Source organism: Alcanivorax sp. DSM 26293 (assembly GCF_900107995.1).
Taxonomy (GTDB): Bacteria; Pseudomonadota; Gammaproteobacteria; order Pseudomonadales; family Alcanivoracaceae; genus Alcanivorax.
Map to the genome: position 1 here is coordinate 364,530 of NZ_FNUM01000002.1, position 13,727 is coordinate 378,256.

14 protein-coding genes are annotated in these 13,727 nt (G+C 57.7%); 8 read left to right on the forward strand and 6 right to left on the reverse strand.

Going from position 1 to position 13,727, the window contains the following annotated elements; all coding sequences use genetic code 11:
* Positions 1-35 precede the first annotated feature (35 nt).
* A complete protein-coding gene (gene lon, locus C4S63_RS05235; RefSeq protein WP_103916924.1) occupies positions 36-2,408 on the forward strand; it encodes an endopeptidase La in 2,373 nt (790 codons plus the stop codon).
* Between the two features lie 91 nt (positions 2,409-2,499).
* Positions 2,500-3,177, forward strand: coding sequence for a pseudouridine synthase (locus C4S63_RS05240; RefSeq protein WP_063509755.1), 678 nt, complete (start codon positions 2,500-2,502; stop codon positions 3,175-3,177).
* Between the two features lie 39 nt (positions 3,178-3,216).
* On the opposite strand, the gene C4S63_RS05245 is transcribed toward C4S63_RS05240, so the two are convergent.
* A complete protein-coding gene (locus C4S63_RS05245; RefSeq protein WP_062816097.1) occupies positions 3,217-3,540 on the reverse strand; it encodes an SET domain-containing protein in 324 nt (107 codons plus the stop codon).
* Positions 3,541-3,629: 89 nt separating this feature from the next.
* On the opposite strand from C4S63_RS05245, the gene C4S63_RS17605 reads away from it, so the two are divergent.
* From C4S63_RS17605 to C4S63_RS05255, 3 genes are all read left to right on the forward strand, one after another.
* A complete protein-coding gene (locus tag C4S63_RS17605; protein WP_160052721.1) occupies positions 3,630-5,051 on the forward strand; it encodes a haloalkane dehalogenase in 1,422 nt (473 codons plus the stop codon).
* Positions 5,052-5,120: 69 nt separating this feature from the next.
* Positions 5,121-5,330: a hypothetical protein gene (locus C4S63_RS17265; RefSeq protein WP_146063356.1), complete on the forward strand. Its 210-nt coding sequence runs from the start codon at positions 5,121-5,123 to the stop codon at positions 5,328-5,330.
* A complete protein-coding gene (locus C4S63_RS05255; RefSeq protein WP_103916926.1) occupies positions 5,327-6,118 on the forward strand; it encodes a M48 family metallopeptidase in 792 nt (263 codons plus the stop codon). The genes C4S63_RS17265 and C4S63_RS05255 overlap by 4 nt, the downstream gene beginning before the upstream one ends.
* A 153-nt stretch (positions 6,119-6,271) precedes the next feature.
* Here C4S63_RS05255 and nfuA read toward each other — a convergent pair whose 3' ends face one another.
* Positions 6,272-6,868, reverse strand: a complete 597-nt coding sequence (gene nfuA, locus C4S63_RS05260) for a Fe-S biogenesis protein NfuA (RefSeq protein WP_062816100.1) — start codon at positions 6,866-6,868, stop codon at positions 6,272-6,274.
* A 201-nt stretch (positions 6,869-7,069) separates the two neighbouring features.
* On the opposite strand from nfuA, the gene C4S63_RS05265 reads away from it, so the two are divergent.
* The 3 genes from C4S63_RS05265 (at position 7,070) to C4S63_RS05275 (ending at position 9,614) form a co-directional block, all read left to right on the forward strand.
* A complete protein-coding gene (locus C4S63_RS05265; RefSeq protein WP_103916927.1) occupies positions 7,070-7,303 on the forward strand; it encodes a DUF2970 domain-containing protein in 234 nt (77 codons plus the stop codon).
* Positions 7,304-7,483: 180 nt separating this feature from the next.
* Complete coding sequence (locus C4S63_RS05270; RefSeq protein WP_062816102.1) at positions 7,484-9,130, forward strand: nitrite/sulfite reductase; 1,647 nt, start codon at positions 7,484-7,486, stop codon at positions 9,128-9,130.
* The gene (locus C4S63_RS05275; RefSeq protein WP_062816103.1) at positions 9,123-9,614 is read left to right on the forward strand and encodes a DUF934 domain-containing protein; all 492 of its coding nucleotides are present in this window, start codon (positions 9,123-9,125) and stop codon (positions 9,612-9,614) included. The genes C4S63_RS05270 and C4S63_RS05275 overlap by 8 nt, the downstream gene beginning before the upstream one ends.
* Positions 9,615-9,649: 35 nt before the next feature.
* Here C4S63_RS05275 and C4S63_RS05280 read toward each other — a convergent pair whose 3' ends face one another.
* The 4 genes from C4S63_RS05280 to C4S63_RS05295 all read right to left on the reverse strand — a co-directional run bounded on the left by C4S63_RS05280 (position 9,650) and on the right by C4S63_RS05295 (position 13,717).
* On the reverse strand, positions 9,650-10,606 hold the full coding sequence (locus C4S63_RS05280) for a zinc transporter ZntB (protein ID WP_063508225.1): 957 nt from the start codon (positions 10,604-10,606) through the stop codon (positions 9,650-9,652).
* Between the two features lie 117 nt (positions 10,607-10,723).
* Entirely contained in the window at positions 10,724-11,713 is a 990-nt protein-coding gene (locus C4S63_RS05285; RefSeq protein WP_062816105.1) for a YhdH/YhfP family quinone oxidoreductase, read from the reverse strand.
* Between the two features lie 169 nt (positions 11,714-11,882).
* Entirely contained in the window at positions 11,883-12,935 is a 1,053-nt protein-coding gene (gene sohB, locus C4S63_RS05290; RefSeq protein ID WP_082844625.1) for a protease SohB, read from the reverse strand.
* Positions 12,936-13,069: 134 nt separating this feature from the next.
* Positions 13,070-13,717, reverse strand: coding sequence for a hypothetical protein (locus C4S63_RS05295; protein WP_062816106.1), 648 nt, complete (start codon positions 13,715-13,717; stop codon positions 13,070-13,072).
* Between the last annotated feature and the right edge of the window lie 10 nt (positions 13,718-13,727).

The window sequence follows — 13,727 nt, forward strand, 5'->3', positions numbered from 1 at the left end:
ATGTTGTTTCCACGCTGAATGGAAGTGACAACACTATGAGCCAAGACAACACCAATACTGTTGAGCAATCCTCGGGCAGCCTGGCGTTGCCCGACCAGCTGAAACCCCAGCGAATATACCTGATCCCCGTGCAGCATCGCCCCTTTATGCCCGGGCTGGTGCAACCGGTCATGCTGGACAAGGAACGCTGGCAAGCCACCCTGGAACGGGTGAGCCAGACACCCCACCAGTCTCTGGGCCTGGTCTACGTGGGTGACAAGGACCCGAATACGGTCACCCAGGAGGATTTCCCGGAATACGGGTGCCTGGTCAAGGTCCATGCCCTCAATGAGGAGAACGGCCAGTTCCAGATGGTGGCCCAGGGCACCACTCGATTCCGAATTGAGCACTGGCTGAACCGCAAGCGGCCTTTCATGACCGAGGTCAGCTACCCGGAACCCCGCGCCGAGGCGGATGAAACCATCCGCGCCTTTGGCATGGCCATCATCAATACCATTCGTGAACTGCTGCCGTTGAACCCTCTCTACAATGAGGGGCTGAGGCACTATCTGCAGAACTTTTCCCCCAGCGAACCGTCACCGCTTACCGACTTTGCCGCAGCGCTGACCAGTGCCAATGGTTCGGAGCTCCAGGCCATTCTGGAAACCGTGCCATTGAAACCACGCATGGAAAAAGTGCTCACCCTGGTGAAAAAAGAACTGGAAGTCGCTCGCCTGCAAAGCCAGATCTCCGAAGAGGTGAACGAGAAAGTCAGTCAGCACCAGCGTGAGTTTTTCCTGCGCGAGCAGCTTAAGATCATCCAGCGTGAATTGGGCCTGAGCAAGGACGACAAAACCGCCGAAGCCGAGGAGTTCCGTGAGCGCATGAGCGCGCTGGCTCCCCCGGAACCGGTACAGAAGCGATTTGAGGACGAGTTACAGAAACTATCGGTGCTGGAAACCGGCTCCCCGGAATATGGCGTTACCCGCAACTACCTGGACTGGCTCACCAGTGTGCCCTGGGGGCAGTACAGTGACGACAACCTGGATCTGCAACACGCCCGCCGCATTCTCGAAGCGCACCACAGTGGTCTGGATGATGTAAAGGACCGTATTGTCGAGTTCCTGGCCGTCGGCGCCCTGCGTGGTGAAGTGAAAGGCTCCATCATTCTGCTGGTGGGCCCGCCTGGTGTGGGCAAGACCAGTATCGGCAAATCCGTAGCCGATGCCCTCGGTCGGCAGTTCTATCGTTTCAGTCTTGGCGGTATGCGCGATGAGGCCGAGATCAAGGGCCACCGGCGCACCTACATCGGTGCCATGCCCGGCAAACTGGTGCAGGCACTCAAGGAAGCCGGCACCGCCAATCCGGTGATCATGCTCGACGAGGTGGACAAACTGGGCCAGTCTTTTCAGGGTGACCCGGCCTCGGCCCTGCTGGAAGTCCTGGATCCCGAACAGAACCAGGACTTTCTCGACCACTACCTGGATGAACGGCTGGACCTGAGCCACGCCCTGTTTATCTGTACTGCCAACACGCTGGACAGTATTCCGGGGCCGTTGCTGGATCGCATGGAAGTGATCCGTCTGTCCGGTTACATCACCGAAGAGAAGGTGCAAATTGCTCGCCAGCATCTGTGGCCCCGGGCCCTTGAATGTGCCGGCGTAAAATCGGGACAACTTCGCATCAGCGACAGTGCACTTCGGCAAATTGTCGAGGGCTACGCACGCGAAGCCGGGGTTCGAAACCTGGAGAAGCAGCTCAACAAGATTATCCGCAAGGCAGCCGTCAAACTGCTCGCCGGTGAAAAGAAACTGAGTATCTCCGGCAAGAACCTGGCGGATTTTCTGGGCCAGCCCTACTTCCAGACGGAAAAAACCCAACGTGGTGTCGGAGTGGTCACCGGGCTCGCCTGGACCTCCATGGGCGGCGCCACCCTCTCGGTGGAAGCCAGCCTGGTCCACAGCAAACAGCGCGGTTTCAAACTCACCGGCCAGCTGGGCGATGTGATGAAGGAGTCCGCGGAGATTGCCTATAGTTACGTGGCCAGCCATCTGAAGGAATACGGTCTCAGCGAGGAGCAGCTGGATGAGGCCTTCATTCACCTTCATGTGCCGGAGGGAGCCACTCCCAAGGATGGCCCCAGTGCAGGCATTACCATGGCCACTGCCCTGCTGTCTCTGTTACTGAAAAAGCGTCTGCCCCGCAAGGTCGCCATGACCGGCGAGCTGACCCTCACCGGTCAGGTACTGGCCGTGGGAGGCATCCGCGAGAAAGTCATCGCCGCCCGGCGGGTGGGTATCCGTGAGGTAATCCTTCCGGACGCTTGCCAACGTGATTTCAATGAGCTGCCCCAGTATCTGAAAGCCGGCCTCACCGTGCACTTCGCCAGCCGATATGACGACGTGTTTGCGATTCTCTGGGGAAAATAAGTGGCGAGAAGCGAGTAATGCATAGCGAAAGGCAAAACCGGGCCGGTGCTTCGTCACTCGACACTTGCGACTCCCTACGGCGAATTGCCTCATGAGTTCCCTCGCCGACAAACCCTACTATATTGTGCCCACCTGCCATGAGCGGGTCGGCACAATATACCGGGATGATCATGTTCTGCTGATCAACAAACCAGCCTATCTGTTGAGTGTGCCCGGGCGGGCACCGGAAAATAAGGATTGTGCGGTTAGACGGCTGGCGATCAAGGATCCGGATATACGACTGGTACACCGGTTGGATCTGGATACCTCCGGCATCATGGTGTTCGCCCTGACCCGTCAGGCACAAAGCCAACTGAGCCGACTGTTTCAGCAAAGGACCGTCAAGAAACGTTATCAGGCAGTAGTACACGGTCTGGTCGAAAAGGATCAGGGAAGCATCGAATTGCCATTGATCGCGGATTGGCCCAACCGTCCGCTGCAGAAAGTCTGCTACGAGACCGGTAAGCCCGCCCTGACCCATTACCAGGTGCTGGAACGGGACGAAGTCCACAACCGCACGCGGCTGGCGTTAAGTCCGGTCACCGGCCGCAGCCATCAACTGCGTATTCACTGCCGGGAGCTTGGCCACCCCATCATCGGCTGCGACATGTATGCGCCGCCGGAGGTTGAAGCACTAAGCCCGAGATTGCTGCTGCACGCCCAGTGGCTGGCCTTCAACCACCCGCTGACCGGGCTCTGGCAGGAATTCACCTCGCCCTGCCCGTTCTGAGGCGACCCAATCGGTGCACCCTACGCATAGCTCCTGCGGTTAATCCCAATCGTCGCCGTAGTCGTGGAGCAGCTCTTCGCCGGGCTTGATGGACTTGAGGGCCACCACGGTCAGGTCGTCATAGTAAGCTACGTTGGGCTTCTTGCCGTGGTTGATGAAACGCAGATCGCACAGCACCCGGTAGCGCTCATTGCCCTCGTCATCCAGCGATAACACATAGGGGCCATCTTTTTTGGCAGGCTTGGTTTTACACAGACCCAGCTCGGTCCCCTTCTTGATAGGCAGGCTGGCAAAGAGGCCTCGGCCATGGACTGCGCTTCGGCGCACTTCCAGTAAATCGTCACGCAGGTAGGGTTTTGGCATTTTTTTGCACTTTACGTTGATAACACGGCCATGGCATCTTGCCAGAAAAGCGCTAACAGTTGAAAAATTCGATGCAAGGGATGCATGTCATGGGTTTTGCGGATTTTCCATTTGAGTCACGTTTCGTCACGCTGAATGGGCATCGCCTGCATTACATCGATGAAGGTGAAGGACCGCTTATTCTGTTCATCCATGGCAACCCCACATCCAGTTATCTGTGGCGTAATGTCATCAAACCCCTGCGCGGCAAATACCGCTGTATTGCCCTGGACCTGATCGGTTTCGGCAAAAGTGACCAGCCCGACCTGGATTACCGCTTTCTCACCCATTACCAGTACCTGGAAGAGTTCGTTGCCGCCCTGGCACTCACCGATATCACCCTGGTTCTGCACGATTGGGGCGGTCCGCTGGGCTTCCGTTTGGCTCAACAGCATCCCGGGAAGGTCAGCCGTCTGTGTTTTATGGAAACCTTCCCGTTCACCTTTGACTGGGATGAATTCCCCCTGCCCTTGCGGCCCGTTTTCTTTGCCTTTCGGCAGGAACGGCTGGGCCGGTTTCTGATCATCAACCGTAACCTGTTTGTCAGGATGGTGCTGCCCTTCGGGGTTATCCGCCATCTGCCACGCAGTGTCAGACGTATCTATCAACGTCCTTTTCGTCAGCGCGAGTCCCGCTATCCGGTGTATGTCTGGCCCAACCAGTTGCCGATCAATGATCGTCAGGATGAAACCTGGCAAGCCATCGAGCAGATTGAAAAGGGCCTCAGACGCATGTCGCAGCCCATGCTTTTATTGCGTTTTCGCCCTGGCGCAGTACTCGGCCCGGCTCGAATCCGTTGGTTGCTGGACCAGATCCCCAATCTGGATATTTCCGATTGCGGACGCGGACTACACTATGTGCAGGAAGATAACCCCAAGGCCATCGCCGAGGCGATCGGGCAATGGCTTCAACCCCCTGCACAAACTGACACTGGGCAATCGCCCGCGTCAGCCGCTCACCGCATTTATCAGTCCGATGATTATGCGGATTCACTAACCTGGTACTACGGTGAAAGCGGTTACGGCAACGCCCTGGTCGCCGAGTCGCCTCATGGCTTGATCCATTTCGATTTCTGTGACCACAAGGACGACGCTGTGACCAGATTGAAGCAGCGCTTTCCGGATGCGTGCCTTAACGAGCAGCCGACCCCTGCACTGCTCTCGGCCCTGGAAAACCCGGGCACCTCGCACGCCCCATTGCATCTGTGCGGAAGCTCATTCCAGCGTCAGGTTTGGCACGCCTTGCTCGACATCCCCGCCGGCAGCACCCGGCACTATGGTGACATTGCCCGGCAAATAGGCAGCCAGGCGCGGGCTGTCGGGCAAGCGGTGGGCAAGAACCGCCTGGCAATACTGGTACCTTGCCACCGGGTTACCCGTGCCGATGGTAGTGCGGGCGGCTTTTACTGGGGCGCAGAGTTGAAACAGCAATTACTGGAGCAGGAGCGAACCACAGCAGGACATACCCCATGAGAATCCCTGATACCGGCAAACGGCCGCCCCAAAGAAAGGTATATCGATCCGCACCATCGGGAGAGGCTGATGTCATGCCTGCAATCCGGCCAAATATCATCTGCTGCAGGCCTGCAGGTATCAGCCGGTTTTACCGGCTTCGGGCTGATGCTGGCTCCCGGCACCATGGGAAATTTCCCTGTTTGGCCTTATCATCTTCCCCGGAAGCGCCGGCTGGGCAGGCTGGCTTATGTTTGTATCCCGCCGTTTTCTGCGGGAATGGGAGTAACTGAACAATGAAATGTCGCCGTTTGATCACGGTTTCCGTCCTCACCGCCGGTCTGCTGGCCTGCGCCACCTCACCACTGGGACGCAACCAGTTCCTGCTGATGCCAGCGGACCAGATGGATGAGATGGGGAGCACCGCCTACGCCCAGATGAAGCAAGAAAAGCCCCAGAGCAAGAACAGCCGTGAAGTGAATTATGTCCTTTGCGTCAGCAATGCCATCACCAGCACCCTGGATGGGAATCAGCAGTGGGAAGTGACCGTATTCCAGGAAGACAGTGCCAATGCCTTTGCCCTGCCTGGTGGCAAGATCGGCGTTCATACCGGGCTGCTGAAAGTGGCCGATAACCAGAGTCAGCTTGCGGCTGTGATCGGCCATGAGATTGGTCATGTGCAAGCGCAGCACTCCAACGAGCGCATGTCCCTGCAATATGCTACCCAAAGTGGCATGCAGCTATTGGGCGCCCTGGCGGGCCAGGACAGCGCCGCTAAACAGGGAATAATGGCAGCCCTGGGTGTGGGCGCAGAATACGGTCTCGCCCTGCCCTTCAGCCGCAAGCATGAAGCCGAAGCCGATATCATTGGCCTGCAGCTGATGGCCCAGGCCGGCTTCGATCCCCGTGAGAGCGTGGGCCTGTGGCAGAACATGGCCGCGGCCAATGGGGGGAGCGAGCCACCGGAATTCATGTCCACTCACCCGTCCAATTCCACCCGGATTGAAGGTCTGCGCGCGCGTATACCGGAAGTGATGCCGCTGTATCAGCAGGCCCAGGCTGCGGGTCGTAAACCGCAGTGTGGGTGAGGAAAGCAATTACCCGTTAACAGTGAATAGCGCGCGGGACAGGTTAACTCTGTCCTGAAATGCAAAAGGCCGCGTCCAGACTTTGGGCGCGGCCTTTTTGCTTTCGGGCTATTGAATCGCCTTACTCGTGTTACAACTTTGAACTTGCCACTTTTAACTGTAGTAAGCGTTATCCGTGACAGAGTGGTCGGTCTTGTCGCGGACACCGGTCAGGTCCGGCACGCGTTCTTTGAGTGTCTTCTCCACGCCATCTCGCAGGGTTACGTCGACCACAGAGCAACCCTGGCAGCCGCCACCGAACTCCAGCACCGCCACGTTATCCTCGGTCAGCTCCAGCAGCTGGACGCTGCCGCCGTGGGCCGCCAGGTTGGGGTTGATCTCGGCATACAGCACGTAATTGATCTTCTCTTCGATGCTGGCATCTTCACTGATGTCCGGCACCCGGGATTTCGGGGCGCGGAAGGTGAGCTGACCGCCCATGCTGTCTTTCTTGTAGTCGATCACCGCATCTTCCAGGTAGCGCACGCTCTTGCCTTCCACCCAGGCATGAAAGCCCTCGTAGTCATAGCGAACGTCGCTCTCTTCCTGCTCACCCTCCGGGCAGTAAGCCATGCAGCACTCCGCATGGGGGGTACCCGGACGCTCTACAAAAATGCGCACGCCGATATTGCCCTGATCCTGCTTGCCCAACAGGTCACGCAAGTAGTCCTGGGCGGTTTCGGTAATGTTGATCAACTGCTCTGCCATCATGATTCCTGTTCGGGATGAATGGCCACCTGGGGGTGGTAATGCTTTCCTGACTATTTTAGTCAGGTACTCCCCAGTTGCAATGGTGCCGTTGTGAAGCGAATTCAACCCTGCCTTTCTGCGCTGTTACCCGGGCCCCGGCAAGCGTACAATAGATGCCAGTAGCATCAACGTTTAGCCCAACGCCAAAACGCAGGATTTTCCATGTCCGAGCAACATCACAACCCCGCCAATCAGGACAAGAAACCCACCCTGATTCAGACCATCAGCAGTATTCTGGCCGCCTTGTTCGGGGTCCAGAGCGCCAAAAACCGCGAGCGCGACTTTACCAAGGGCGATGCCGGGAACTATATCGGTGTCTATGTGCTGCTGGTTCTGGCACTGGTCATCGGCATGGTGGTCACGGTCAATATGGTGCTGGACGCCGCCGCAAAGTAAGCCCTTCTAATGGCCCGCCGTTATAGCGATATGCCAAGATATTTCTTTTCACTATAAGGGCGCTTTGTTAGAGTGCCGCTCTCCCTCCCCCGAGGGAGGCGCTTACCTGTTGAATTCTAACCCGAATCTGTGATTTGCCATGGATTCGGGTTCAAGCATAAAGGACGGTGAATCGGTCCCATGTACGTCTATCAGGAACATGACCAGCGATTGCTGGAAGAGCGGGTTGCGCAGTATCGCGACCAGACCCGTCGTTATCTGGCTGGAGAACTGAGCGAAGACGAGTTTCTCGCCCTGCGTCTCCAGAACGGCCTCTATATTCAGCGTTATGCGCCGATGCTGCGCATATCCGTTCCTTATGGCTTACTGGCGAGCCGTCAGTTGCGCCGTCTGGCTCATATTGTGCGCACCTATGACAAGGGCTTCTGCCACGTCAGCACCCGTCAGAACATTCAGCTGAACTGGCCGTCCGTAGAGGAAGTGCCGGACATTCTTGCCGAGCTGGCCGAGGTGCAGATGCACGCCATCCAAACCAGCGGCAACTGTATCCGTAACATCACCACCGATGAATTCGCCGGTGTGAACCCGAAGGAAATTGAAGATCCTCGCCCCTGGTGTGAAATCATTCGCCAGTGGTCCACGTTCAATCCGGAGTTCGCCTACCTGCCACGGAAGTTCAAGATTGCCGTGAATGCGGTGCCCGATGCGGACCCGGCCCTGATTGGCGTTCACGACATCGGTGTCCAACTGGTTCACGGTGCCGACGGAGAGACCGGCTTCCAGGTTTGGGCCGGTGGTGGCCTAGGCCGTACCCCGATGACGGGCTCGCTGATCGGCGAGTTTGTTCCCTGGCAGGATCTGCTGCCCTACCTGGAATCCATCCTGCGGGTGTACAACAAGTACGGTAACCGGGACAACAAGTACAAGGCGCGCATCAAGATCCTGGTGAAAGCCCTGGGTGCCGACAAGTATCGGGAACTGGTAGAACAGGAGTTCGCCGAGCTGAAAGATGGCCCCATGACGCTGACCCGGGAAGAAGTGGAGCGCATCCAGTCCTGCTTTACCGCTCCGGCCTACCAGGCAGTGGACACTGCAGCCCTGGACAGCAAACTGGCCGAAGACAAGGCATTCAATCGTTGGTATCACACCAACACCCGTGCGCACAAACAGGCCGGTTACCGTGCGGTGACCCTGACCCTGAAGAAAACCGGTCGGATTCCCGGCGATATCAGCGATGAGCAGCTGGAAGCCGTCGCCGACCTGGCAGACCAGTACAGCTTCGGGGTGCTGCGTAACAGCCATCAGCAGAACATGGTGCTGGCGGATGTGGCTGCCTCGGATCTCTACGACCTGTGGAAAGCCCTGGATGCCCTGGGTTTCGCCACCCCCAACCTGGGTCTGATCACCGATATCGTCGCCTGCCCCGGCGGCGATCTGTGCGCCCTGGCCAACGCCAAATCCATTCCAGTGGCGGAATCCATCCAGCGTCGCTTCGACAATATGGATTATGTTCACGATCTCGGCCCCATTGACCTGAACATCTCCGGTTGTATGAACGCCTGTGGTCATCACCACATTGGTCACATCGGCATTCTCGGCGTGGACAAGAAAGGCAAGGAGTTTTACCAGATCACCCTGGGCGGTCGTGGTGACAGGGAATCCCGGGTGGGTGAGAAACTGGGCCCGTCCTTCGAGTCTGACCAGATCACCGATGTGGTAGAAAACATCATCAAGCTCTACGTGGAAAAACGCCTCGAAAACGAGCCGTTCATCGACACCTACGAGCGGATTGGCATGGAACCGTTCAAGGAGCGCATCTATGGGTAAGCTGATCATCGATGGCGCCATCGTGGACAACCAGTGGCAGCGTCTGGAAACAGATGCGCTGGAAAATGGCGTCCCGGCACAGGGCAAGATCATTGTGCCGCTGGCCTACTGGCAGGAAAATCGCGAAGCCCTGATCGCTCGTGGCGACGTGGCGGTTTGGCTGGCCCCCGGCGAGGAGCCGAAAGACCTTGAAGACGATCTTGCCGCTTTGCCGCTGGTGGCAATCCACTTCCCTGCCTTCAAGGACGGACGCGGCTACTCCTACGCCCGGGAGCTGCGTACCCGCTACAAATTTGACGGTGAGGTGCGCGCCACTGGCGACGTACTCCGTGACCAGCTGTTCTACATGACCCGTTGCGGATTCAATGCCTTCGAGGTTCGTGCAGATCGCAATATTGAAGAAGCACTACAAGGCCTCAAGGACTTCAGTGTCACCTACCAGGCTGACGTGAACGACCCGAGACCAATTTATCGACGTGCCTGATCAGGCTCTGACGGTAGATTCTGAAACGCCGCTGGTTACAACCAGCGGCGTTTTCGCATCCAGACACCCACTCCAAGGGCAATCACTGCGACACCGGAACAGAACCACCAGAACGCATTGGGATCCTCGACACCGGGCAAACCGCCCACGTTGATGCCGAACAGACCGGTGAGAAACCCCAACGGCAAAAATAAAGCCGAAATAATTGCCAACAGATACATGCGATCATTGATCGCCTCGTTCTGTACCGAGAACACTTCTTCCTGAAGCAGCGTGGCATGCTCTCTTGCCGCATCCAGATCTTCCAGCAAGCGCTGCAGCCTGTCCGTGGCTTCACGGATCAACAGGGTATCGGCTGCCGCAAAGAGACTTTCGTTCTGCAGCTTGATCAGAGCTTCCCGCTGTGGCGCCAGGTATCGCCGCAGGGTAATCGCCCGGCGACGCAGCAAACTCAAATGTGACGTCAGGCTGGCGGTGGGCGATTCCTCCAGTTGCTGGGCACAGGCCTCCACCTCCAGCTCAAGATTCTCAATGACCTCTTCCATTCGCCAGATAAGTTGGTCGATCAACTCTGCCACCAGCGCACTAATGGATTCCGGCCCTTGCTGACTGTCCAGAGTCTTCCGGACCGCCTCGACACTGAGCAAGGTGCGCTTCTGTGTGCTGATCAATCCTCCCGGTGACACCCACATGCGCAAAGCAATCATGTCCTCCGGCCGTGCCCCCGGGTTAAGATTCACACCCCGCAGATACACCAACACCCCCCCGGCGACTTCCGATGCCCGGGGACGGGTTTCCGCGGCGGTCAGGGCATCTATGACGGCTTGGGGAACGGCTTCGTTCTGCAGCCACTGCTCGCTCTCTTCCCGGGTATAATCCAGGTGAACCCAGTAGCCCGTGGTGTCAGCCAGTTGCTGCTGGGGGTCCAGTGGCTGTGCGCCCCCGTTTCCGGTCAACTGAAGTGCAATTTTCAGCCAGTTGTTGTCACTCATTGCGGCCTATGCCCCTGTGTTCTGTTACCCATAGAATGCGTGAGCAGATTTCGTCAGACAAATAAAAAAGCGCGGTAATCCGCGCTTTTTTACTTTCACTGGCACCACATCAATGAATCAAGGCAACCGCACCACGACACGCCCCTGAACACCGCCCTGAAGGATTTTTTCCACCCAGGCATTGACGCCATCAAGCGCTACCTCATCCGCTTCCAGCAAGGCCAGATCCGCGGGCATCCATTCGTCCGCAAGCAACTGCCACATCTGCTGCTTTATCTCGCAGGGCAGCTCAACACTGTCCACACCCAGCAGGTTCACGCCGCGCAGGATAAACGGTAATACGGTCATTTCCAGCTTGGGGGACGCCGCCAGACCACAGCAGGCGGCAGAGCCACCATACTTCAGGCTTTTCAGTGCCGTGGTCAGCATGTCACCACCGGCACAATCCACGGCCCCGGCCCATTGTTCTTTGAGCATGGGCTTGCCGGTATTTTCCAGAAAACGGTCGCGGTCAATCACCTCACTGGCGCCCAGGGACTGAAGCCACTGATGGGATGCCTGTTTGCCACTGACGGCGCTGACGGAAAAGCCCAGCTTGGCCAGGATGGCCACAGTGATGCTCCCCACACCACCGGTGGCACCGGTTACCAACACCGGGCCCTGGTCCGGATTGAGGCCGGTATCGAGCAAGGATTCCACGCACAGGGCTGCGGTCAGTCCAGCGGTGCCCAGCACCATGGCATCACGGGGAGCCAGACCTTCGGGCAAAGGAACCAACCACTCGGCCGGTACACGGATATACTGGCCGTAACCTCCATCCGTATTCATGCCCAGGTCATAACCGGTGCAGATTACGGCATCACCCACACTGAATGGGCCGTCAGAGGTTTCCTCCACCACACCCACCGCGTCAATCCCCGGCGTGTGAGGGAACTGGCGGGTGACGCCCTTGTTGCCGGTGGCGGAGAGGGCATCCTTGTAGTTCAGGGATGACCAGTGCACCCGCACCAGCACACCCTCCTCCCCAAGATCGGCCAGTTCGCGTTCTTCAACCGCGTTTTCATAGCCGTTCTCGGTTTCACGGGTCAGCAGGGCTTGGAAACTCATGGTCGACTCCTTTGCGTTGCGAGAGACGGGGAGCGAGCAGCGAAAACCTGACTTTTTCCGACTTCCGGGTTTTGGTTTTCGAAACTCGCTGCTCGTCTCTCGTGACTGTCGGGTTATCGCGCCGCCAGCGACGCTCCTACAACAAGGGATAACTCGCTAAGGCTAAGCGTTAATGAATCTGGCGCTGACTGCCACGGTGCCAGAATTTCTCCACAGCACGTTGCAGGCTGCTCTCCAGGGAGAATCCAAGTCGCTCTCCCAGCTTGCGCTTGGCTTCCCACTGTACCTGATAGAGTGCATGGGAACTCTGCCGCAGTTGCAACAATTCATCACTGGTCATGATCTCATCGACCAGGCCCAGCTCCTTGGCCTGAGAACCGAACCAGTGCTCGCCGGTGGCCACCTTGTCCAGATCCAGACCACGGCGGTTATCGCGGACAAAGGACTTGAACAGCTGGTGAGTCTCTTCCAGTTCTTCCTGGAACTTGGCGCGGCCTTTTTCGGTATTTTCCCCCAGCATGGTCATGGTCCGCTTGTATTCACCAGCGGTCATCAACTCCACGTCGATATCGTTTTTCTTCAACAACCGGTGGAAGTTGGGAATCTGGGCAACCACGCCAATGGAACCGATGACGGCGAATGGCGCAGCGACAATGCGGTCAGCAATGCAGGCCATCATGTAACCGCCACTGGCAGCCACCTCGTCAACGGTGACCGTCAGTTTGATGCCACTATTGCGGATACGGCGTAATTGCGACGCGGCCAATCCATAGCTGTGTACCAGCCCACCCGGGCTCTGCAGCCGTACCAGCACCTCATCATTCTGGGTCGCAACCTGCAGCACTGCACTGATTTCACGGCGCAGATGATCCACCGCACTGGCCTGCACATCGCCATCAAAATCCAGTACAAACAGACGCGGCTCCACCTTGTCTTCCGTTCCGGCCTTTTTCTTCTGCTTGGCCTCCAGCTTCTCTTGTTTGCGCTTTGCCTTGTGCGCTTTCTTGCGCTGGGCCTCGGGGAGAATCTCTGCCTCCAGGGAATCCTTCAGGTCCTCGAATTCCTCATTGAGGTGACGCACCTTCAGCTCCCCGTCCTGGCCGGCCTTTTGCCGGCCACGGGACGCGGTGGCGGCGATGCCGCCGATCACAAACAAGATTGCCACCACCAGGGTGGCAACCTTGGCCAGAAACATGCCGTATTCGGATAAAAACGCGATCACTGGTTACCTGCTTGTCCGTGGGATTGGCACCTGCCCAATATCGACAGATGAAAAGAAGTGGGGTGATTCTACCTAACAGAGCCCCAATGGGGTATGGCAGTCACCACAGGGAGGGCCTGTGGTGACGGAAAACCTCAATCCCAGCCGGAGATGGCCTGCTGGGCACTGCCGTTCATGGGGCGAGCGACCAATCCAGTGGGGCCTGCATTGACCTCAAACAAGGCCCCTTCAGCCATGGGCAAATAGGCGGCACTGCCATAGCTGGCATCGACCAGCAGGCTCCAGCCCTCTCGCGCCATTTCCCAGACATCAATGCCCACCGGGTCACGATGGAGACTGTAGACGGTTCGATCACGGGAGCGTTCATCTTCCAGGGCATAGTATCTGCCTGAGATGCGATCCAGTTGATAGCCCGGCTGCAGGCCCAGCAGGCTGAATGGCATCTTCCACTTGATGATGCGGGCATCCAGTTGCCATTGATCGCCTTTCAGGCGGAAATCTTCGGTGGTTCCGTCCGTGCGGGTCACGGTGGCGATAAAGGATTGATCACCTGACTGGCGGAAGCTCACTGTGGCTACGGAGACTTCCTGGGCGTATTCCCGATAACCGTAGATATTCAGGGCAAACAGGCTGAGATAAATGGCCAGCCCCACCATTAGCAGGCCGGCTGTGCCTTTGAGCCATTGCAGCAGCCATTGCTGTCGCAGCAGCACCCAGGCGCCCAGCAATACGAACACCAGGCTGAAAATAAAAATTACCAGAGGCGCGAGTGTGTAATTCATTGATTCTATC

Coding starts and splice junctions, on each gene's coding strand:
- lon (WP_103916924.1), top strand. CDS start 36: ATGAGCCAAGACAACACCAATACTGTTGAGCAATCCTCGGGCAGCCTG.
- C4S63_RS05240 (WP_063509755.1), top strand. CDS start 2,500: ATGAGTTCCCTCGCCGACAAACCCTACTATATTGTGCCCACCTGCCAT.
- C4S63_RS05245 (WP_062816097.1), bottom strand. CDS start 3,540: ATGCCAAAACCCTACCTGCGTGACGATTTACTGGAAGTGCGCCGAAGC.
- C4S63_RS17605 (WP_160052721.1), top strand. CDS start 3,630: ATGGGTTTTGCGGATTTTCCATTTGAGTCACGTTTCGTCACGCTGAAT.
- C4S63_RS17265 (WP_146063356.1), top strand. CDS start 5,121: ATGTCATGCCTGCAATCCGGCCAAATATCATCTGCTGCAGGCCTGCAG.
- C4S63_RS05255 (WP_103916926.1), top strand. CDS start 5,327: ATGAAATGTCGCCGTTTGATCACGGTTTCCGTCCTCACCGCCGGTCTG.
- nfuA (WP_062816100.1), bottom strand. CDS start 6,868: ATGATGGCAGAGCAGTTGATCAACATTACCGAAACCGCCCAGGACTAC.
- C4S63_RS05265 (WP_103916927.1), top strand. CDS start 7,070: ATGTCCGAGCAACATCACAACCCCGCCAATCAGGACAAGAAACCCACC.
- C4S63_RS05270 (WP_062816102.1), top strand. CDS start 7,484: ATGTACGTCTATCAGGAACATGACCAGCGATTGCTGGAAGAGCGGGTT.
- C4S63_RS05275 (WP_062816103.1), top strand. CDS start 9,123: ATGGGTAAGCTGATCATCGATGGCGCCATCGTGGACAACCAGTGGCAG.
- C4S63_RS05280 (WP_063508225.1), bottom strand. CDS start 10,606: ATGAGTGACAACAACTGGCTGAAAATTGCACTTCAGTTGACCGGAAAC.
- C4S63_RS05285 (WP_062816105.1), bottom strand. CDS start 11,713: ATGAGTTTCCAAGCCCTGCTGACCCGTGAAACCGAGAACGGCTATGAA.
- C4S63_RS05295 (WP_062816106.1), bottom strand. CDS start 13,717: ATGAATTACACACTCGCGCCTCTGGTAATTTTTATTTTCAGCCTGGTG.